The organism is Stenotrophomonas sp. S49 (assembly GCF_016624905.1).
GTDB lineage: Bacteria > Pseudomonadota > Gammaproteobacteria > Xanthomonadales > Xanthomonadaceae > Stenotrophomonas.
This window is the reverse complement of the sequence record NZ_JACVUD010000036.1, coordinates 1-20,901: the sequence shown is the minus strand read 5'-3', so window position 1 is coordinate 20,901 and position 20,901 is coordinate 1. Positions and strand designations below refer to the sequence as shown.

Here is a 20,901-nt window from a genome sequence, read left to right as displayed (position 1 = left end):
GGTCGGCGTCTATCGTTATTCGCGCTGCAGCGATTGCAGCTGCCAGCCGTCGGCGTCCACGCGCAGCACCGAACCCTGTTCGTACCAGTCGCCCAGCACGATGCGGGTGCAGTTGCGGCCACCGGCCTGCAGGCTGTGGATGGCCGGGCGGTGGGTATGCCCGTGGATCATGGTGTCCACACCATGGCGTGCGAAGGTGGCTTCCACTTCCGCCGGGGCCACGTCGGTCACCGTTTCAAACTGTGCGCGGTCGCCCTGCTTCATTTCCGACTGGCGGGCCTGGCTGGCATCGCGTGCCTTCTGTGCGAATGCAATGCGTGCGGCCAGCGGCTGCGCCAGGAACTGTGCCTGGAACACCGGATCGCGGGTCTGCGCGCGGAACTGCTGGTAGGGAATGTCATCGGTGCACAGCAGGTCACCGTGCTGCAGCATCACCGCGCGGCCATACAGATCGATCACGCAGGGGTCGGGCAGGATGCGCAGACCGGCGCGGCGCGCATAGTCTTCGCCCAGCAGGAAATCGCGGTTGCCGCGCATGAAGTAGATCGGCACGCCGCTGTCGGCAAGGGTCTTCAGTGCGTCGGCCACGGCGTCGGCCACCGGCGAGGGCGTGTCATCGCCGATCCAGGCTTCGAACAGGTCGCCCAGGATGTACAGCGCATCGGCGCCAGGCACATCCTCGCGCAGGAAGCGCAGGAACAGGTCGGTGATGGCTGGACGGCTGGGGTCCAGGTGCAGATCGGAAATGAACAACGTGGTCATGTGGGCATTCTAGGGCATCATCCGCCGGGCATGGCCCGGCGCTACCGCTGGCGCGGCGCGATGGCCGGCGGATTAGCCGCCGATCACACCGGCAGCGGCAGCCAGGCCAGGCTGGCCCAGGCCAGCAGCGTGGCGATGCCCGTCGCGGCCAGCACATCGCTGGGGTAGTGCAGGCCCAGCACTACCCGCGACAGTCCCACGCCCAGGGTGAATGGCACCAGCAGCGGTGCCAGCCACGGGTAGTAGGCCAGCGCCACGATGGTGAACGACACCGCATGCAGGGTGTGGCCCGACGGGAAGCTGAACTCGTCCAGAGGCGCTACCCAGGCGCGGATGCGCAGGTCGGCCGCATACGGGCGCGGGCGCCGGGTCCAGCGCTTCAGCCCCTTGTACAGCAGCAGCGCGGCCAGCCCGGTGGCGGCCATGTGTACCGATGCGCGCAGGCCATCGAAGCCATCCACCAGCACCAGCGCGCCCATCAGCAGGTACCAGAACACGCCGTCGCCCAGGCGGCTGATCACCGCGAACAGGCGGCGCACCCGCCGCCGCCGGCAATAGTGGTTGGCGCGGCGGCACAGGCGTGCTTCGCGCCCGGCCAGCGATTCAAGCGGCGTGGTGCGCATGGCCGTCCCTCCGCGCCTGTGCCAGTTCGGCCAGCAGCGATTCGAACTCGGCCACCACCTGCTGCGGGTGCAGGCGCTTCATCGCGCGGGCGGCATTGCTGCCCAGCTCGCGGCGCAGCGCGTCATCGCTGGCCAGCTGCACGGCGGCCTCCACGAACTGCGCATCGTCGTCCACTGCCGCGCCATTTTCGCCGTTGCGCAGGTATTCGCGCGCGGCACCGTAATCGAAGGCCACCGTGGCCAGGCCGCTGGCCATGCTTTCCAGAGTCACGTTGCCGAACGTCTCGCTGCGGCTGGGGAACAGGAACAGATCGCCGCTGGCGAAATGGCGGGCCAGCGCGTCGCCGCGCTGGATGCCGCAGAAAATGAAATCGGGATTGTCGTGGGCCAGTTTTTCGCGCGCTGGGCCATCGCCCACGAACACGAAGCGTGCCTTCGGCCGCACTTGCTGCAGGCGGCGGAAGGCCTTCACCGCCAGTCCCAGGTTCTTCTCGGCAGCGATGCGGCCCACGTACAGGGCCACCAGTCCGTTGCCGTCCACGCCCCATTCCTCGCGCAGCGCAGGATCGCGCCGGGTCGGGTCGAACTGCTGGCTGTCCACCGCGCGCGCCAGCAGGCGCACGCGCTCGAAGCCCTGTTCGCCCAGGAATTGCTGCAGCTCGCGGGTCGGTACCAGGGTGGCGTCGGCCTGGTTGTGGAAGCGGCGCATCCAGCGCATGGCCGCCGACTGCAGCCACGCTACGCCGTAGTCGGGCAGGTATTCGTCGAAGCGGGTGTGGAAGCCGGTGGCCACCGGAATGCCCAGCCGCCGTGCGGTGCGCAGCGCCGACCAGCCCAGTGGGCCTTCGGTGGCGATGTAGATGGCATCAGGGCGGTGCTGCTGCCAGTGCCGGCCCAGGCGGATGGGGGCGGGCAGGCCGAAGCGCAGGCCGGGGTAGCGGGGCAGGGCCGCCCCCGGTACCAGCAGGGTGCCCGGCGCGGCTTCCAGCGCTTCGTTGGCCTGGCGTGGGCGGATCAGATCGACCTCATGGCCGGCGGCGCGCAATCCCTGCTCCAGGCTCTGCACAGTCAGTGCAACGCCGTTGACCTCCGGCGGATAGGTCTCGGTGACGATGGCATGGCGCATGGCGGGCCTCCGGTTTTCCGGCATGCTCGGGCCTGGCGATGTAGCCGTTGTGACCGTAATGCGACCGCCCGATGACGGTGCCCGGGCCTGCCGCACGCAGAAAAAAACCACGGCCCCGAAGGGCCGTGGTCGTGTCAGCTCATGACGGCAGCGCGGTGGATCAGAAGCGCTGCTGGTACTTCAGGTAGACGAAGCGACCGATGTCGTAGCCACCGTAGTAGGAGAACACCGAGTTCGGCTTGGTGTACATGTTCGGGCCGTACTTCTCGAACACGTTGTTGGCACCGACCGAAACAGTGGCATCCCACGGCAGGTTGTAGCGGAACTGCACGTCGTGGAAGGTGACCGAACCGCGCTCGTTGTAGTTGCGGGCGCCGGAGTACCACGGTGCACGCACGCCCGGATCGGAGCACTCATCCGGATGCGCGACCACGCTCAGGCACTGCTCCTTCACGCCGGAGTAGTAGCGGGCGGTCCAGCTGACACCGAAGTCGCCCTTGTCCCAACCGACGGTCAGGTTGGAGCGCACGCGGAAGCCGCTGGTCGCATTGGTGGAAATGCCGTTGACCGGGGTCGGCACCACGGTGGTGTCGTTGGTGGAACGGAAGATGTTCGAGCTGACGTAGGTGGTCGACCACTGGGTGCTGAAGCTGCCCAGCGTGTCGGTGTCCAGACGGTGGGTCAGTTCCATGTCGTAACCTTCGGTTTCCAGGAAACCGGCGTTACGGTTGCCGTAGGTCAGCTTGTTGACGATGCCCAGCACCGGATCACGGGTGAACTGCGCGCAACGCGAATCGATGCCCTGCTCATAGCAGTCGATCAGGATCTGGTTCGGGGTGTCGGCCACGATGGTGTTGTCGATGCGGATCTTCCACCAGTCCAGCGACACGTTGAAGTTGCGGATGAAGCTCGGGCTCCAGACCAGACCCAGGGTCTTGCTCTTGGAGGTTTCCGGCTGCAGCAGCGGGTTGGAGCCGTTGGTGAACGGTACCGGGGTCTGGTCGGTGCTGCTGGTGATCGGCACGTTGCCCTGCTTCAGCTGACGGTAGGTGTCAGCGTTGGCGATGTCGCGGGCGCAGCGGGCGCGCACGGCGGCGCTGGTACGCGACGGGCCGTAGACGGTGTCGCAGGGATCGGCGTAACCGGTGGTGAAGGTTTCCGAACCACCGCCGTACAGGTCGTTGATGGTCGGGGCGCGGAAGCCTTCAGCCCAGGTGCCGCGCACCATCAGCTGTTCGATCGGGCGCCACTTGAAGCCGAACTTGCTGTTGAGCGTGTTGCCGAAGGTGTCGTAATCCGAGAAGCGCGTGGCCGCGTTCAGGGTCAGCTCCTGCGCGCCCGGCAGACCGGCCAGGATCGGCGCGTTCAATTCCAGGTAGGCTTCCTTCACCTTGTAGCCGCCACCGGTGGGGCCCGCGGCCAGGTTGGTGGTGGCACCGGTCTGGGCCAGCGCATCGGGAATGAACTCACCGGTTTCCTTGCGGTTTTCAACACCGAAGGCGAAGCCCAGGTCGCCGCCCGGCAGGGTCAGGATGCTGCCGGCGATGGTGGCGAAGAAGTTCTTGCCCACGGTCTTGCCGGAGGAATCTTCAGCCGGCATCAGGTAGTCGATCAGGGCCTGGTTGCCGGTCAGACCGTACGGGTTCACCACGCCGGCAGCGACCAGCGGGTTCCAGACCATGCAGTTGGCGATCGGTGCGGCGGCGCTGCCGCACTCCACCTTGCCGGTGGCGGCGTTGTAATAGGACGGGCCGACGGCGTTCTTCACGCGTTCCTTGTGCAGGTTGCCGGTGGCGTGCTGGCGCAGTTCGTTCTTGTTGTACTGGTAGCCCACTTCCCAGTCGAAGTAGCGCTCGCCGATGTTGAAGGTGCCATCGAAGGCGGCCACGGCGCGGTAGGTCTTCAGTTCACTGTCGCTGACGCGCGGCACTTCCCAGGTGCGGTGGTTCCAGGCCACGGCGGTCGGGGTGGCATAGCCGTTCTTGCGGCCGAACGGGTTGAAGTAGCTGTCGATCGACATCGAACCGATGCCGGCGGTGGACGACTGCAGCGGGTAGCCGGCGATCTGGCGGCTCGATTCGCGCTTGTTGTAGCCCAGCTGGGTGCTGAAGTGCACGTTGTCGGTGATGTTCAGGCGACCATCGACGAACACCGAATCACGCTTCAGCGGATAGTTCAGGTGCATCTGTTCGTTGGTGTTGCTGACATCGCCGTCCGGTGCGTTGGCATTGGTGATGTGGTAGTTGGCCGGGTTCAGCGGGTCGGCGCCGCGGTTCAGCGAGTAGCCACAGCTTGCGGCGGCACAGCCCGGGCCCTTCAGGCCGGTGATCTGGCCCCACTGGCTGACCGTGGTCCACGCTTCGGTCGGGTGGCGCGAGGTATTGCCGAAGGCGCTGAAATCGCGGTCCTTGGCCCACACCGCCTTTTCTTCCGAATGCTCGGCCGACAGGGTGATCGAGCCGCGGTCGTTGGCCCAGCCGGCCACCACGTCGAAGCGGTCACGGGCGCCGTCGCCCTGGCTGTACTGGCCGTGGTAGACGTTGGCGGTCACGCCGGTGGCGTTGTGGCGGGTGATGATGTTGACCACGCCGGCCATGGCGTCCGAACCATAGATGGCCGAGGCGCCGTCCTTCAGCACTTCAATGCGCTCCACCGCCGACACCGGCAGGCTCGACACGTCCTGGTAACCGGAGGTGCTGATGCCCAGGCGCTTGCCGTTCACCAGCACCAGGGTGCGCTGCGCGCCCAGGTTGCGCATGTCGATGTAGGTGCCGCCCGCGTTTTCACCGGCGCTGAGCACGTTGGCGCGGCTGATCGCCGGGCTGCCCATGGCGGTGACGTTCTGCAGGATGTCGGCCACCGAGCTGAAGCCCTGGCGTTCGATGTCCTTGCGCGAGATCGCCAGCACCGGGTTGGCGTTTTCCACGTCAACCTGGCGGATGCGCGAACCGGTGATCTCGATGCGGTCGAGGGTGGTGGGGGCGCCGTCCTGGGCCAGGGCAGGCAGCGCGATGGTCGCGGTGCCGACAATCAGGGCGTGGCGGATCGCCTGGCCCAGCACGGTGGAGCGTGAAGTCATCGAGTCTCTCTCTCTCGTTGAGTCTGCAGATGCAGGCCAAGAGGGCCTGCGAAAGCCGGATTCGCCTGTTGGGACTGAGCCGGTGACTTCGATTTATTCTCGTTCGTTAACCACCTGTAAAGAGGGTGTTGCAAAATGTGTCACAGTTGCGCGCGTTCATTTCACGCAATTTGAACAAAAGCAAGGGCTTAGCGTCATGTCGAGTGTCGCGGGTCAGGTACGAATCAGAAACCTGAATCCGCATTCAGCTAGTGAACTGCGCAAAACGCAACGAACAACGGCCCGCTTAGGGGCCGTTGTCGGGGTGTTGCGAGAGGGGGAGGGTGGTCCGCCGGGGCGCCGCTCAGACCACGAACGGACGGAACTGCAGGCCCAGGCCGGCCAGGCCTTCGGTCTCGCCGATCAGGTCTGCGCGCAGCAGCGGGCGCGCATCGATGAAGGCCTGTGGGACGATCAGCGACAACCGGCTGTCGTCGGCGGTCAGTTCCAGCGCCGGCGGCGGCACGTCTTCGTGGGCGCGGTTCAGCAGCACGGCCAGACGCAGCAGCGCGGTCAAGCGCCGTGCGGTCAGCAGCAGGCGCTCGGGCAGGGCATCGAAGGCGGACTTGCCGACATTGCGCCGGTGGCTGCGCACCAGCGCGGCCAGCATCTGCTGTTCCTGCCGCGAGAAGCCAGCAATGTCGGAGTTCTCCAGCACGTAGCTGCCATGCACGTGGTAGCCGCTGTGGGCGATCATCAGCCCCAGTTCGTGCAGGCGCGCGGCCCAGCCCAGCATGCGCGCATCGTCGGCATCCAGCTTCCAGCGTTCCTGCACCTGCTCCAGCAGGCCAAGCGCGGTGTCCTGTACGCGGTCGGCCTGGGAGGTATCGATGCCGTAGCGCTGGGTGAGCGCGGCCACCGATTCGTCGCGCGGATCGTTCTCGCCGGCGCGGCCGACGATGTCGTACAGGATGCCTTCGCGCATGGCCGCCTTGCTGACCAGCAGCTTCTGCAGGCCCAGTGCCTGGAAGGCCGCTTCCAGCACCAGGATGCCGCCGGCGATGATCGGCCGGCGGTCGCTGGACAGGCCGGGCAGCTCGATGTCGTCGATCTTCTTGGCCTTCAGCAGTTCATCGCGCAGCAGCGGCAGGGCTTCGGCGGTGATCGCGCCCTTGCTCAGCTTCATGCTGGCGCAGATCTCGCTGATCGCCTTATGCGTACCGGATGAGCCCAGCGCCTCGTGCCAGCCCAGCACGCGGTACTTGCTGGCGAAGGGCTGGAACTCGCGGCCGATCTCGGCCAGCGCATCCTTCCAGCGCTTGCGGCTGAGCTTGCCGCCGGGGAAGAAGCGGCGGGTGCTGGCGATGCAACCGGCCTGCAGGCTCTCGCGTTCCAGGGTCTGCATGCCCTGGCCGATGATGAATTCGGTGGAGCCGCCGCCGATGTCGATCACCAGGCGGCGCTGGTCGGCCTTGGGCGGCTGCGCATGGGCCACGCCCAGGTAGATCAGGCGGGCCTCTTCGCGCCCGCTCACCACTTCGATGGCATGCCCCAGCGCGGTTTCGGCCGGCATCAGGAAGGCCTGCGGCGAGCGCAGCTGGCGCACGGTGTTGGTGGCCAGGGCGCGCACCCGGTGCGGGGGCACGTTGCGGATGCGCTGGCCGAAGCGGGCCAGGCATTCCAGTGCGCGCTGGCGTGCGGCGGCGGACAGGCCGCCCTTGCCATCCAGGCCATCGGCCATGCGCACGGTTTCGCGCAGGCGGTCGATCACCCGCAGCTGGCCAAGCGTGTAGCGCGCGATGACCATGTGGAAGCTGTTAGAGCCAAGGTCGATGGCGGCCAGCAGGTCGCCATCCTGCAATGCGGGCGGAGTCGTGGTGGTATGCGGCATGGGCGAATGTTAGCCGAAGGGGCGGTGTGCTCGTCACCGCGCGGCCTTCACATTTTGTAGGGGGCGTGTGGCAGGGCTGCGCCCTGCACCTGCCGAATCAACGTCAACGGCCACGTCAACGGCAACTTCAACGTCAAAGGCGGGCTGTCCGTGGCATGGCGGGGGGGGGGGGGGGGGGGGGGGGGGGGGGGGGGGGGGGGGGGGGGGGCGGCCCCCCCCCCCCCCCCCCCCCCCCCCCCCCCCCCCCCCCCCCCCCCCGCCTTCGACAGTTCTCTGCCACCTGATGGGATGGGGTCGGATCCCGTTGCTGCGCAACGGGCTCTGACCCCGGTGTTGAATCGCTTTTGTAGAGTCGAGCCATGCTCGACTGCCTTTGCTGTTGGTAGGTGCCGACCAAGGTCGGCACCTACCGGATCACAGCCCCTGCATCAGCGCCATCTGCGCCGAATGCGGCGCTTCGTCGTGGGCCGGGGCGCGCTTGTGGTACACGCCTTCGGCATCCAGCTCCCACGCGTTGAGGTTGTCGTCCAGGTAGTTCTGCAGCACTTCGCGGTAGACCCGCTTGGCCAGTTCCGGGTCCAGGATCGGGAAGCCGGTTTCGACCCGGCGCAGCAGGTTGCGTTCCAGCCAGTCGGCGCTGGCGCAGTACATTTCCGGCGCGCCGTCATTGCCGAACCAGTACACCCGGCTGTGTTCCAGGAAACGGCCGACGATGGAGCGCACGCGGATGTTGTCCGACACCCCCGGCACGCCCGGGCGCAGGGTGCAGGCGCCACGGATGATCAGGTCGATCTGCACCCCGGCCTGCGAGGCGGCGTACAGCGCGCGCACCACCTGCGGTTCGTTCAGTGCGTTCATCTTGGCGATGATGCGCGCCGGGCGACCGGCGGCGGCGACGCGGGTTTCGCGCTCGATCCTGGCCAGGATCCCGGTGTGCAGGGTGAAGGGCGACTGCAGCAGGCGCTTGAGCTTCATCTTCGAGGCCAGCCCCGACAGCTGCTGGAACAGCAGGTGCACATCGTTGCCGATGTCCGCGTCGGCAGTGATCAGGCTGATGTCGGTGTACGCGCGGGCGGTGCCGCTGTGGTAGTTGCCGGTGCCCAGGTGTACGTAGCGGCGCAGCTTGCGGCCCTCGCGGCGCACGATCAGCAGCATCTTGGCGTGGGTCTTGTAGCCCACCACGCCGTACACCACCTGCACACCGGCTTCCTGCAGGCGGTCGGCCAGGCCCAGGTTGGCCTCTTCGTCGAAGCGCGCGCGCAGCTCCACCACCACGGTCACGTCCTTGCCGTTGCGGGCGGCCTGGATCAGCGCCTCCACGATCTGCGAGTCCTTGCCGGTGCGGTACAGGGTCTGCTTGATCGCCAGCACGTTCGGGTCGATCGCGGCCTGCTTGATCAGGTCCAGCACCGCACTGAACGCATCGAACGGGTGGTGCAGCAGCAGGTCCTGGCGGGCCACGGTGTCGAAGATGCCGTCGCTGTCGCGCAGCGTGCGCGGGGTCATCGGCGGGTACTTCAGGTCCGGCTGCGCGATCAGGTCGTACAGCTGGATGATGCGGTTGAGGTTCACCGGACCATCGATGCGGTACACCGCGTTCTCGGTCAGGCCGAAGTTCAGCAGCAGGGTGCGCACGATTTCGCGCGGCATGTCATGGGCGATTTCCAGCCGCACTGCCGGCCGGTAGCCGCGGTCCACCAGCTCGTCGCGCAGGGCCAGCGCCAGGTTCTCCACTTCTTCCTCGTCCACCACCAGTTCCGAATTGCGGGTGACGCGGAACTGGTAGGCACCCTGGACTTCCATGCCCGGGAACAGTTCATCCACGAACGTGGACAGGACCGAGGACAGGAACACGAAGTTCTGCGGGCCGCCGAGCTTTTCCGGCAGCTGGATGATGCGCGGCAGCGAGCGCGGCGCGCGCACGATGGCGAGGTGGCCGGCGCGGCCGAACGCATCGGTGCCCTTCAGCACCACCACGATGTTCAGCGATTTGTTGAGGATCTTCGGGAACGGGTGCGCCGGGTCCAGGCCCAGCGGCGACAGCACCGGCATGATCTCGTTGCGGAAGAAGGCGCGCAGCCAGCGGCGCTGGCGGTCGTTCCAGGAGTTGCGGCCGAGCACGCCAATCCCCGCCTCCATCAATGCCGGGCGCAGGGTCTCGTTCCAGCAGCGGTACTGCTGGTCCACCAGTTCGGCGGCGCGCTCGTGAATCGCATTGAGGATCGTCTGCGGGCTCATGCCATCGGGTGCCGGCGGCAGGCCGAATTCCTGCGCATGGCGCACCGCCGCGGCACGGATCTCGAAGAACTCATCCAGGTTGGTGCAGGAAATGCACATGAAGCGCAGGCGCTCCAGCAGCGGCACCTGCGCGTCCATTGCCTGGGCCAGCACCCGGAAGTTGAAATCCAGCTGCGACAGCTCGCGGTTGATGTACAGCGCCGGGTCGCGCAACGGATCGCTGTCCGGGCTCACGGGGAGGGGGAGGGATCCGAGGCTGCTCATGGCGTCATTCTTCGATGGAAGTCAGGGGGGCGGTGTCGCGCGTTCGTACGTGGTCGGCATCGAAATGGCAGGCAAACACCGAGCCCTTGCCGACTTCGCTGTCGATCTCCAGCCGGGCGTGGTGCAGGCCCAGGATGTGCTTGACGATGGACAGGCCCAGGCCGGTGCCGCCGCTCTCGCGCGAGCGGCTGCTGGACACCCGGTAGAACCGTTCGGTCAGGCGCGGCAGGTGGCTGGCCGGAATGCCGTAGCCGGTATCGCGCACGGCCAGCACCACGCCATCGCCTTCGTGGCGGAACTGCACGTCGATGCGGCCACCGGCCGGGGTGTAGCGCACGGCGTTGGTGACCAGGTTGGAGAAGGCGCTGTGCAGCTCCTTGGTCGAGCCCTGCAGGTCCACCCCGGCCAGGTCGTCCACGTTGATCTGGTGGCGGCCCTGGCTGTGTGCCTCCGCTTCGCGGCGCAGGGTGGCCAGCATCGGCTGCATGGCCACGGTCTCTTCCTCGCTGTGTTCCTGCGATTCCAGCCGCGACAGGGTCAGCAGGTCTTCCACCAGCTGGGCCATGCGCTGGCTCTGCTTGCGCATTTCTTCCAGCATCGGGCCGGTGCCCGGGAAATCCTCCGGGTCCATCATGTCCAGGTAGCCATGCACCACGGTCAGCGGCGTGCGCAGTTCGTGCGACACGTTGGCCACGAAATCGCGACGCACCTGTTCCAGCCGCAGCAGCTTGCTGACATCGCGCGCGATCAGCAGCCAGTAGTCCTGCGAATAGGGAATCAGCCGCAGGTTCAGGCGGATGGCCGGGTCGACCGGCGAGGGCACGTCCAGGATCGGTTCGGCGTTGCGCCCGCCGGCCAGCCAGTGGGCCAGCGGCATCGGTTGCAGGCGGTCCACCAGTGCTTCGCCCAGATCGCCGGGGTGGTGCAGGCCGAGCAGGGCGGTGGCCGCTTCGTTGAACCACTGCACGCGCTGGCTGTTGCGGTCCAGCACCACCACCGCATCGGGCAGCGCGGCGGCGGCGGCACGGTAGCTGCGCAGCATGTCCAGCAGGCGGCGCTTGCGCACGCGCATTTCCACCTGGTTGCGGTACAGCAGGCGGTCCAACTCGTTCCACACGCCGGAACCTTCCTCGGCGGTTTCCCAGCGCTGGCGCGCGGTCAGCCGGCGCAGCACGCTGCGCAGGCGCCAGTAGTGCCAGGTCAGCGTGGCCAGGGCGGCCAGCGCGATGCACAGCCACAGATGCCCACTGAACCACCCGACCACGCCGGCCAGCACCAATACCGCTGCCACGGAGGCCAGCGTCTTCAACCAGGCGGAGCGGATGTGGCGGGGCATTGCGGTCTCGTCGTTGGAGGCGGCGGTTCACGCGGTGAACCGAGGGTTATAGCAGAGTTGCCGACACCGGCACCGGCAGGTGCGCGGTGCCGGCACGACGAGGCTCAGGTCGCGGTGGAGAAGCGGTAACCGGCGCCGCGCACGGTCTGCACCATGTTCTCGGCATTGAACGGTTCCAGCGTCTTGCGCAGGCGGCGGATGTGCACGTCGATGGTGCGCTCTTCCACGTACACGCTGCCGCCCCACACATGGTCCAGCAGCTGCGCGCGGGTGTACACGCGTTCGGGGTGGGTCATGAAGAAGTGCAGCAGGCGGTATTCGGTCGGGCCGATCGGCACCGGCTGGTCGTTGGCGAACACGCGGTGGGCGGCGCCGTCGATGCGGATCGGGCCGACCGACACGCTGCCGTCCTCGTCGTCATCGCGGGCGCGGCGCATGACCGCGCGGATGCGCGCCAGCAGTTCGCGCGCGGAGAACGGCTTGACCACGTAGTCGTCCACGCCGGCTTCCAGGCCGCCCACGCGATCGTTTTCTTCGCCGCGTGCGGTCAGCATGATGATCGGCACTTCGCGGGTCAGCGTTTCCTTGCGCCAGCGACGGGCCAGGTCCAGGCCGCTGGTGCCCGGCAGCATCCAGTCCAGCAGGATCAGGTCCGGCACGCGGTCGGCGATGGCGGTCTGGGCTTCACGGGCATCGCCCGCGTGGACCGGCTCGTAATCGCCCTTGCGCAGGGCGAAGGCGACCATTTCTCGGATCGCGGGCTCGTCGTCGACGATCAGGATGCGTTTCTGCACGAGGACACCGTAGGGCTCGGTTACTGGAGTGGTGCCAGTAGACTACGGTTTGATGACATGTTTGTGACGACCCGGCCGGATAAATACCCCGCTGCCACACACCGGTCATCCGCGCCTCAGCGGCGGTCCAGTTCCGGGTCCTGCACGCCCTGGCGGCGCAACTCCAGCACGGTGGGGGTGATCGCCTCGATGCGCGCGTCCACGCGGGCACGGCCCACGTAGTCCAGCTCCGGGTTGCGCTTCAGCGCCTGCAGCTGCATCAGGGCCTGTTCCGGGCGGCCCCCCAGGAAGGCGGCTTCGGCATAGGCTTCGCTGGCACGCACGCTGTCCCCGGCCAGTTCGCTGGCACGGGCGTAACGCTGCTGGAAGACCGGATCGTTACCACTTTGCGACAGCAGCGGGCGCAGCATGGCCTGGGCGCGCTGGCCGGCCTCGCGCCCGCCCTGTTCGTTCAGGATCTCGGCGTAGGTCAGCGCCACCGGCCGGCTGTTGGGGTGCTGGCGCAGCAGCTGTTCGAAGCGCGCGTTGGCCTGGGCGGGCTGGCCCGAGCGCGATTCGGCTTCGGCCAGGGCCAGCGCCAGCCACAGGTTGTCGGGGTGGGTCTGGGCCAGGGCGGCCAGCGCCTGGCGCGACTGCAGCGCACCGCTGCGGCTGCCGCGCATGCCGGCCAGGGCCTGGCCATAGCGCTGCGCATCGGTCAGCCCGTTCTTCTGCCGCTTGGCCAGATCGGCGTACTCACGGTCCACCTCGCCACTGTTGTCGCCACTGAGCACGCGCAGGCGCTCGCGGGCCCAGTCGAAATCGCCGCTGGGGCCGCGGTTGAGCTGGCCGATCGGCAGGCGCAGCACGCTGCCGGGCAGCAGCGGGTTGTTGCCGCGCAACAGCGGCTCGGACAGGCTGGGGTCGGCAGGATTCACCCGCTCCTTGCGCTCACCGCCCGGGGTGGTGGTGGTCAGTACCACCGTGTCCTTCTTCATCTGCTCGGCGCGCGCCTTGGCTTCGCTGATGCGCGTGGTGTTGACCGGGTGGGTGCGCAGGAAGTCGGGAATGCTGTAGCCGCCGTCGTTGCCGCGCATGGCCGCGGACATGCGTTCGAAGAAACCGGCCATCGCGTCCACGTCGTAGCCGCTGCGCGACAGGGTGCGGATGCCCAGGCGGTCGGCTTCCGATTCGTTGGAGCGGGTGTAGTTGATCTGCCGCTGCTGCATCAGTCCCATGCCGGAACTGATCGCGGCCATGGTGGCGTCGCCGGATGAATTGCCGCCGCTGGCCTGGGCGGCCACCACCGCCGCCAGCATGCCCAGCAGGATCGGAATCTGGTCGCGCTGGGCCCGTTCCACCCCGCGCAGCACGTGCTGCTGGGTCACGTGGGCGATTTCATGGGACAGCACCGCGGCCACTTCATCTTCGCGCTCGGCGGTCAGCACCAGGCCTGCGTTGACCCCGATGTAGCCGCCCAGGGTGGCGAAGGCGTTGATCTGCCGGTCCTTCATCATGAAGAAGGTGTAGGACTGGCGGGGCTGGTCGCTGTTGGAGCCGAGCCGGGTGCCCATGGTCTGCAGCCAGTCGTTCACCAGCGGGTCGTCCAGCAGGTAACCGTAGTTGCGCAGCTCGCGCAGCATCATTGCGCCGTACTCGGCCTGGCGGGCCGGGGTCAGCAGCTCGCCGGCCGACGAGCCGATGTCGGGCAGCTTTTCCTGGGCGCGGGCCAGCGGCATGGCCAGGGCCAGGGTAACGGCGGTGGTCAGCAGCAGGGCTCGCAAGCGGGACATCCTCGGGGCAGGGCGGGCACAGCGTGGCAGGGCAGGGGGCAACCCTTCGTTAATCCACAGTGTTGCGGTGGTGGCGTGGAAATTCCAGCGCACCGGTACCATATACAGACCGTCGATCCATCGTGGAGTTTCCCGTGACAGCCCAGCCCTCCGGCGCCAGCCCCGCCATCACCATCTATTCCACCGCCGTATGCCCGTACTGCGTGGCCGCCAAGAACTTCCTCAAGAGCAAGGGCCAGCAGTGGACCGAGGTCCGCATCGACCTGGACCCGGCCGAGCGCGAGAAGATGATGGCGCTGACCCGCCGTACCAGCGTGCCGCAGATCTTCGTGGGTGAAGTCCACGTGGGAGGCTATGACGACATGATGGCCCTGCACCGTGAAGGCAAGCTTGAGCCGCTGCTGGCCGGGCAGGGGCAGGCATGAGCGCCGCCGACGAGGGCAGCAAGGACCGCATCGCCGAGTTCACCGCGTTCCGCAAGCGCATGAACGAGCGCATCCTGGGTGAACCCAACCAGGTCGTGCGCCGTTTCTTCGCGCTGGACACGCAGACCTACCAGGCAGGCGCGCTGGATGTGAAGACCAAGGAACTGCTGGGCCTGGTGGCCTCGATGGTGCTGCGCTGCGATGACTGCATCAGCTACCACGTGGCCCAGTGCAAGGACGCCGGGGTGACCCGCGAAGAGTTCTTCGAGACCTTCTCGGTGGGCCTGGTGGTGGGCGGTTCGATCGTCATCCCGCACCTGCGCCGTGCCGTCGATTTCCTCGACCAGCTGGAAGGCGGCGCCGCCGCCCCCGAAGCGCACGAGCACTGAAGCCGCGCCGGGCCATGCCCGGCGGGCAGCTGAACGAACAGCCGCCGGGCACGGCCCGGCGCTACCGGACGCGCGCAGGGGGCTTTCCCGCGATCCCGCCGCCCAGGAGCCTTGATCGGCTTCTGGTAGCGCCGGGCCATGCCCGGCGAATAGCGGGTGTGCCGACCGCCGGGCATGGCCCGGCGCTACCGGACCATGGTCTATTTGGGACCTCGGCCCCGGCTCAGGCATAATTGCGGGTGAAACTTCCTTTGCGCCGGCGTTTCCGGGCACGTCCGGACGGCGTACTTCCCCCTGTTCGGAACATCGATCAATGACGCAGAAAATTACGGTCATCCGCGGCGACGGCATCGGCCCGGAAATCATGGACGCCACCCTGTACGTGCTGGACCAGCTGAACGCTGGCCTGGAGTACGAAGACGCCGACGCCGGCCTGGTGGCCCTGGAAAAGCACGGCGACCTGATGCCGGCGGTGACCCTGGAATCGATCGCGCGCAACAAGGTGGCGCTGAAGAGCCCGCTGACCACCCCGGTCGGTGGTGGCTTCACCTCGATCAACGTCAGCCTGCGCCGCCATTTCGACCTGTACGCCAACGTGCGTCCGGCCCACACCTTCCCGAACACCAAGTCGCGCTTCGACAACGTCGACCTGATCACCGTGCGCGAGAACACCGAAGGCGCGTACCTGGCTGAAGGTCAGGAAGTCTCGGCTGACGGTGAGACCGCCTTCTCGGGCACCCGCATCACCCGCAAGGGCTCCGAGCGCATCGTGCGCTACGCCTTCGAGCTGGCCCGCAGCGTCGGCCGCAAGAAGGTCACCGCCGTGCACAAGGCCAACATCATCAAGTCGACCTCGGGCCTGTTCCTGAACGTCGCCCGTGAAGTGGCCGCGCAGTACCCGGACATCGAGTTCCAGGAAATGATCGTCGACAACTGCTGCATGCAGTTGGTGATGCGTCCGGAACAGTTCGATGTGATCGTCACCACCAACCTGTTCGGCGACATCATCTCCGACCTCTGCGCCGGTCTGGTCGGCGGCCTGGGCCTGGCCCCGGGTGCCAACATCGGCAAGGACGCGGCGATCTTCGAAGCCGTGCACGGCACCGCGCCGGACATCGCCGGCCAGGGCAAGGCCAACCCGTGCGCGCTGCTGTTGGCCGCCGCACAGATGCTGGACCATATCGGCCAGCCGGAAAACGCCGAGCGCCTGCGCAAGGCCATCGTGGCCACCATGGAAGCCAAGGATTCGCTGACCGGCGACCTGGGCGGCACGGGCACCACCATGGGCTTCGCCAAGGCCATCGCCAGCCGCCTGTAAGCGGCTGCGCCTTCCTGCTGGGGATCGTTTCAGGCGATGTCCAGTACAGGCAGGAAGTGTTGAAGACGGGCCGTCCTTGGACGGCCCGTCTGCGTTTTCAACGGAGGTATTCACCGAAAGGATGTTTTTTCAGATGCCCGAAGCGGCTGTGTGGGTCGTGGCGGCCGTTGCCGTCTATGCCATCGGCGTGGCGATCTACGCCACCTTCTACTGGCCGTGGTCCCGCGCCCAGCGCGTGCTGCGCCGCCTGCGGAAGCAGGGCGTGCCCCTGCGCCGCCTGCGGGAGAGCGAGGCGCGCATCCTGCGGCTGATCGAATTTCCAGCAGGGCTGCCTGTGTATCTGCTCGAAGGCAATTGTGCGGCGTTCGTGATCAGGCTCCAGTTTTCTCCGCCCGAGCATGTACAGACGCTGGCCGGCGTGCCAGTGAAGTATCCGCCAGGCCTCGCAGGTGCCGTGCGTGCCGGCAGCAATACCGCCGAAGTGGTGCTGGGGCGCGACCACGCGATGATCGTGCGGCTCAACGGGGTCAAGCTGGCGTCTTAGCGGCGAGCCGTGCTCTACGCAGCGCAATCGAGCATGGCTCGACTCGACTGTGCGTTTTCTGCACAGTTCATGTGCTCTTGCGCGGCTGGTTCGTGCGTCGTCCGCACCACATCCTGTGCCTACTTTCCCCTCGCACAGGAGTTGCCCCATGAACCTTACCGCTTTCGGCCTGGCCAGCCTGATCGGCATGGCCACCACCGCCCCGGTCGCCGCGGCCGAGCCGGCCCATCCCACCATCCGCCATATGGCCAGCGCGCCGACGGTAGCGGCCCTGGATGCCGCCCGCACCGCCGTGCTGGTGATCGACTTCCAGAACGAGTACTTCGATGCCAGCGCCGCGTCTGGCTTCAGCGGCGGCCGTATGGTCATTCCCGATGGGGTGGTGGCGCTGCGACAGGCCAAGCGGGTGGTCGAGTTCGCCGATGCCAATGGCATCCGCGTGATCCATGTGCAGCACGTGCTGCCGGCCGGCGCGCCGCTGTTCGCGCAGGGCAGCGTCAATGCCGCCTTCCACCGTGACCTGCAGCCGCGCCCGGGCGACACCGTGGTGCAGAAGGACAACGTGAGCGTGTTCGCCGGCGCCTCTGCCGCCGTGCTGGACAAGACGTTGAAGGATGCCGGCATCGACACCCTGATCGTGACCGGCCTGCAGACCCACGCCTGCGTGGTCGGTGCTGCCCGCGACGCCGCCGCCGCCCCGCGCGGCTACCGCGTGATCGTGGCCGGCGATGCCACTGCCAGCCGGGATCTGGACCTGGCCGGCGGCCAGCGTATCGGTCACCGCGCGCTGCACGAGGCATCGTTGGCGCAGATCGAAGATGCTTTCGGCCAGGTGCTGGGCACCGATGCGGTCCTGGCACTGCCGGTGCGCAAGGCCGGCGACGGCGCTTGATAAGCTGGCGGGGCCCGCAGATCGCGGGCTCCGCTTCCGGGGGCTGTCTTCGATGGATCAATTCGCCGCCCTGCGCGCGCTGCGCGCCATCGTCGAAGCGGGCAGTTTCAGCGCCGCCGCCGAGCGCCAGGGCACCACCCATTCGGCAATGTCGCGGCAACTGCGGCAACTGGAAGAGCACCTGCAGGTGCGCCTGCTCGACCGTAACAGCCGCCGCCTGTCGCTCACCGAGGCCGGCCGCGAGTACTACGGCGAAGCGGTCGGCCTGCTGGATCGCCTGGACGCGGCCGATGATCGCGCCCGCGCCGGCCAGGCACAGCCCAGCGGACGCCTGCGCATCAGCGTGCCGCAGGTGGTGGCCAGCCAGGAACTGCCGCATTGGCTGCCGGCTTTCCTCGCCCGCTATCCGCAGGTCTCGCTGGATCTGTCGGCCGACGATCAACTGGTCGACATCGTGGGCGGCGGTTTCGATCTTGCTCTGCGCATTGCGCCATCGCTGCCGGACAGTCAGCTGGTAGCGCGCGAGCTGGCCCGTTGCCCACGCATCCTGGTGGCGGCGCCAGCGTATCTGGCGCGGCATGGCTTGCCGCGGCAAGTGGCGGATCTGCAGCAGCATGCGCTGCTGGGCTTCAGCCCCACCGCTGCCAGTGCGCCGTGGCACCTGCACGGCCCGCGTGCCGCCACCGCCACGATCGACGCCGGCCAGCGCCTGCGCGTGGACGCCACGCCGGCCCTGTATGCGGCGGTGCTGGCGGGCATGGGCATCAGTCTGTTTACTGCGTTGACCGTGCAGGAGGACCTGCGTGCCGGTCGCCTGGTGCGCGTGCTTCCGGCCTGGCATGGCGGCCAGCGCTGCTACTTCGCGCTGTATCCGCACGCACGTGCGCTGGCGCCCAAGGTGCGGGCGCTGATCGACCATCTGGCCACGCACTATGCGGCGTGGCGCAGTGGCTGATGCTCAGGCCGGGCGGAACATGCGGAAGCGTTGTTCGGCACTCACCCGGAAGTAGTCGGCAGGGCCGCCACCGCGCAGGATGGGGTCGCCGGCGGCGGTGTCGTAGATGCCATCCACCAGCATCCGCTGGTCGATATGCACGGCCACCACTTCGCCCAGGACCAGCCAGCCGTTGGTGTCCTGCCCGGCGGCATCGCGCAGGCGCACGATCTGCGTGCAGCGGCACTCCATGCTGACCGGGCTCTGCGCCACGCGCGGCGGGCGCACCTGGGTGGACGCCAGCGGGGTCAGCCCGGCCAGGGCGAACTCGTCCACCTCCGGCGGCACCGCGCGGCAGCTCTCGTTCATCGCTTCAGCCAGCGCGAACGTGGCCAGGTTCCAGACGAACTCGCCGGTGGCCTCGATGTTGTGCAGCGAATCCTTGCGGCCCTGGCTGGAGAAGCCAATGATCGGCGGGATGTAGTTGAACGCGTTGAAGAAGCTGTAGGGTGCCAGGTTCAGCGCGCCCTCGGCGTTGCAGCTGGAAATCCAGCCGATCGGGCGCGGGCCGATGATGGCGTTGAACGGATCGTGCGGCAGGCCGTGGCCCTCGGCGGGGCGGTAGCTGTGGAAGGTGTTGGGCATGGGGTGGGGGTTCCGTAGAGTCGAGCTTGCTCGACTGGATCGGGAGCAGTCGAGCAAGCTCGACTCTACCGCGTGAGACCTACGAAAAAGCCGCGACCCTTGCGGATCGCGGCTTGTCGTTTACAGCCGTGTCTGCGATCAGCGCTGCTGGATCTTCGACAGCAGGCGCAGGAATTCGACGTACAGCCAGACCAGGGTCACCATCAGGCCGAATGCGCCATACCACTCCATGTACTTCGGCGCGCGCTGGGCCACGCCGCTTTCGATGAAGTCGAAATCCAGCACCAGGTTCAGTGCGGCCACCACCACCACGAACAGGCTGAAGGCAATGCCCAGCCAGCTGGCGTCATGGATCACCGGCACGTTGATGTTGAAGAAGCCCAGCACGAACGAGGCCAGGTAGAGCAGGGCGATGCCGCCGGTGGCCGCGACCACGCCCAGCTTGAAGTTCTCGGTCGCCTTGATCAGGCCGCTGCGGTAGGCCAGCAGCAGGGCGAACAGGGTACCGAAGGTGAGCAGCACGGCCTGGAACACGATGCCCGGGAAGCGCAGCTCGAACACCGCGGAAATGGCGCCCAGGAACAGGCCTTCCACCAGCGCGTACAGCGGCGCGGTCACCGGCGACCATTCCTTCTTGAACACGGTGATCAGCGCCAGCACCAGGCCGCCGATCGCGCCGCCCATGGCGTACAGCTTCGCCCCGGCCATCACCTGGCCGTAGTCGTCCACGGTCTGGTTCCAGGCAAAGGCAGCGGTCAGCACGGTCAACAGCAGCAGGATGCCGGTCTTGTTGACGGTGCCGTTGAGGGTCATGGCCTGGTCGGGGTGGGTGACCACCGAGCCGCTGGCCAGGTCCAGGAAGGTCGACTCGGAAAGAGCCGGGTTGCCGCTGCGCATGCGAAGTCTCCGTGCGAAAAGGGGATCGTTACGGCCATCCGGCCGCTGGCTGCGAGCATAGCCGATGGCTGCTTACGCTGCTGTGGTGGTCGCGCCGGGGCGGCCCGGTTGCTGCCGGCCGCGTTGACAGGCTGCGCCGCGCTTGGCCACAATGGCCAGCTCGCCGGGCCTGTGCCTGGTGGGGAAGCATCACCGGGGTATAGCGCAGTCTGGTAGCGCGCCTGCTTTGGGAGCAGGATGTCGGGGGTTCGAATCCCTCTACCCCGACCAATCCCACGCCATGTCGGATTGGACGCCGTTCCGGTTCGGGCGCCCGTAGCTCAACTGGATAGAGCACCGGCCTTCTAAGCCGGCGGTTACAGGTTCGATTCCTGTCGGGCGCGCCATCGGCGCGACAGTCCAGGGTATCGCCGGTGCGATGTGAAGAAGTGCTTGCAAAAGCGCGGCGGCTGCACCAGAATGTCGGACTCGCTTCGGCGGATCGGAACTTCGGTAACGGCCCCGGGCAACGTTTCAAGCTTCAACGCCAGCAGCATTGGCGGTGCAGCGAAAGTTTCAGTGGTGGCTGTAGCTCAGTTGGTTAGAGTACCGGATTGTGATTCCGGTGGTCGGGGGTTCGAATCCCCTCAGCCACCCCACTGATTCAACCGCATCGGCAACGCCGACACGGTATTGCAATAAACAGAATGCACGTTACAATGTGCGTCTGAGTTTCACGGGCTGTTAGCTCAGTTGGTAGAGCAGTTGACTCTTAATCAATAGGTCCAAGGTTCGAATCCTTGACAGCCCACCAAGACGGAAGCCACCTGGTTCGCCAGGTGGCTTTTTTCTTCAGATGTAACCCTTCGCGATGGATCGCCGGTTGCAGTGCTTGTTTCAACAATGTTGAAAAAAGTGCTTGCAACGCCCTCGCGGATCGGGTCATAATTCGCGCCCCGATTTCGGGCTGTTAGCTCAGTTGGTAGAGCAGTTGACTCTTAATCAATAGGTCCA

Annotated in this window: 17 protein-coding genes and 4 tRNA genes; 10 read left to right on the top strand and 11 right to left on the bottom strand. The window is 67.0% G+C overall.

Annotated elements, in window-relative coordinates; all coding sequences use genetic code 11:
* Positions 1–15: 15 nt before the first annotated feature.
* From lpxH to IAE58_RS09885, 9 genes are all read right to left on the bottom strand, one after another.
* On the bottom strand, positions 16–762 hold the full coding sequence (gene lpxH, locus IAE58_RS09925) for a UDP-2,3-diacylglucosamine diphosphatase (RefSeq protein WP_199934028.1): 747 nt from the start codon (positions 760–762) through the stop codon (positions 16–18).
* Positions 763–845: 83 nt separating this feature from the next.
* The gene (locus IAE58_RS09920; protein WP_108752303.1) at positions 846–1,385 is read right to left on the bottom strand and encodes a phosphatase PAP2 family protein; all 540 of its coding nucleotides are present in this window, start codon (positions 1,383–1,385) and stop codon (positions 846–848) included.
* Complete coding sequence (locus IAE58_RS09915; RefSeq protein WP_199934027.1) at positions 1,366–2,511, bottom strand: glycosyltransferase family 1 protein; 1,146 nt, start codon at positions 2,509–2,511, stop codon at positions 1,366–1,368. The genes IAE58_RS09920 and IAE58_RS09915 overlap by 20 nt, the downstream gene beginning before the upstream one ends.
* A 160-nt stretch (positions 2,512–2,671) precedes the next feature.
* Positions 2,672–5,590, bottom strand: a complete 2,919-nt coding sequence (locus IAE58_RS09910) for a TonB-dependent receptor (protein ID WP_199934026.1) — start codon at positions 5,588–5,590, stop codon at positions 2,672–2,674.
* A gap of 343 nt (positions 5,591–5,933) precedes the next feature.
* A complete protein-coding gene (gene ppx / locus IAE58_RS09905) occupies positions 5,934–7,460 on the bottom strand; it encodes an exopolyphosphatase (RefSeq protein ID WP_199934025.1) in 1,527 nt (508 codons plus the stop codon).
* Between the two features lie 414 nt (positions 7,461–7,874).
* The gene (gene ppk1, locus IAE58_RS09900) at positions 7,875–9,962 is read right to left on the bottom strand and encodes a polyphosphate kinase 1 (protein WP_199934490.1); all 2,088 of its coding nucleotides are present in this window, start codon (positions 9,960–9,962) and stop codon (positions 7,875–7,877) included.
* A 4-nt stretch (positions 9,963–9,966) separates the two neighbouring features.
* Entirely contained in the window at positions 9,967–11,298 is a 1,332-nt protein-coding gene (gene phoR / locus IAE58_RS09895; protein ID WP_199934491.1) for a phosphate regulon sensor histidine kinase PhoR, read from the bottom strand.
* A 104-nt stretch (positions 11,299–11,402) separates the two neighbouring features.
* Complete coding sequence (gene phoB, locus IAE58_RS09890; RefSeq protein WP_108748700.1) at positions 11,403–12,092, bottom strand: phosphate regulon transcriptional regulator PhoB; 690 nt, start codon at positions 12,090–12,092, stop codon at positions 11,403–11,405.
* A gap of 116 nt (positions 12,093–12,208) precedes the next feature.
* On the bottom strand, positions 12,209–13,864 hold the full coding sequence (locus tag IAE58_RS09885) for a M48 family metalloprotease (protein ID WP_199912006.1): 1,656 nt from the start codon (positions 13,862–13,864) through the stop codon (positions 12,209–12,211).
* 134 nt (positions 13,865–13,998) lie between these two features.
* Between IAE58_RS09885 and grxC the strand changes: the two genes are divergently transcribed.
* The 6 genes from grxC to IAE58_RS09855 all read left to right on the top strand — a co-directional run bounded on the left by grxC (position 13,999) and on the right by IAE58_RS09855 (position 18,387).
* Positions 13,999–14,289, top strand: a complete 291-nt coding sequence (grxC, locus tag IAE58_RS09880; protein ID WP_199934492.1) for a glutaredoxin 3 — start codon at positions 13,999–14,001, stop codon at positions 14,287–14,289.
* Positions 14,286–14,678: a carboxymuconolactone decarboxylase family protein gene (locus tag IAE58_RS09875; RefSeq protein ID WP_108752308.1), complete on the top strand. Its 393-nt coding sequence runs from the start codon at positions 14,286–14,288 to the stop codon at positions 14,676–14,678. Before grxC ends, IAE58_RS09875 begins: the two co-directional genes overlap by 4 nt.
* Before the next feature lie 313 nt (positions 14,679–14,991).
* Positions 14,992–15,996, top strand: coding sequence for an isocitrate dehydrogenase (locus IAE58_RS09870; protein WP_199934493.1), 1,005 nt, complete (start codon positions 14,992–14,994; stop codon positions 15,994–15,996).
* Positions 15,997–16,129: 133 nt separating this feature from the next.
* On the top strand, positions 16,130–16,540 hold the full coding sequence (locus tag IAE58_RS09865) for a hypothetical protein (protein WP_199934494.1): 411 nt from the start codon (positions 16,130–16,132) through the stop codon (positions 16,538–16,540).
* Between the two features lie 148 nt (positions 16,541–16,688).
* Positions 16,689–17,432 (top strand): cysteine hydrolase, encoded by a 744-nt coding sequence (locus tag IAE58_RS09860; protein ID WP_199934495.1) that lies wholly within the window; start codon positions 16,689–16,691, stop codon positions 17,430–17,432.
* 52 nt (positions 17,433–17,484) lie between these two features.
* Entirely contained in the window at positions 17,485–18,387 is a 903-nt protein-coding gene (locus IAE58_RS09855; RefSeq protein ID WP_199934496.1) for a LysR family transcriptional regulator, read from the top strand.
* A gap of 3 nt (positions 18,388–18,390) precedes the next feature.
* On the opposite strand, the gene IAE58_RS09850 is transcribed toward IAE58_RS09855, so the two are convergent.
* Positions 18,391–19,011 carry a flavin reductase family protein gene (locus IAE58_RS09850; protein WP_199934497.1) on the bottom strand — a complete coding sequence of 207 codons (621 nt, stop codon included), beginning with the start codon at positions 19,009–19,011 and terminating at the stop codon, positions 18,391–18,393.
* Positions 19,012–19,149: 138 nt separating this feature from the next.
* Positions 19,150–19,908, bottom strand: a complete 759-nt coding sequence (locus IAE58_RS09845) for a Bax inhibitor-1/YccA family protein (RefSeq protein ID WP_199934498.1) — start codon at positions 19,906–19,908, stop codon at positions 19,150–19,152.
* A 193-nt stretch (positions 19,909–20,101) separates the two neighbouring features.
* On the opposite strand from IAE58_RS09845, the gene IAE58_RS09840 reads away from it, so the two are divergent.
* The 4 genes from IAE58_RS09840 (at position 20,102) to IAE58_RS09825 (ending at position 20,701) form a co-directional block, all read left to right on the top strand.
* A tRNA-Pro gene (locus tag IAE58_RS09840) sits at positions 20,102–20,178 on the top strand.
* 39 nt (positions 20,179–20,217) lie between these two features.
* Positions 20,218–20,294, top strand: a tRNA-Arg gene (locus IAE58_RS09835).
* A gap of 175 nt (positions 20,295–20,469) precedes the next feature.
* A tRNA-His gene (locus tag IAE58_RS09830) sits at positions 20,470–20,546 on the top strand.
* 79 nt (positions 20,547–20,625) lie between these two features.
* Positions 20,626–20,701 (top strand) — tRNA-Lys (locus IAE58_RS09825).
* Positions 20,702–20,901: the final 200 nt, after the last annotated feature.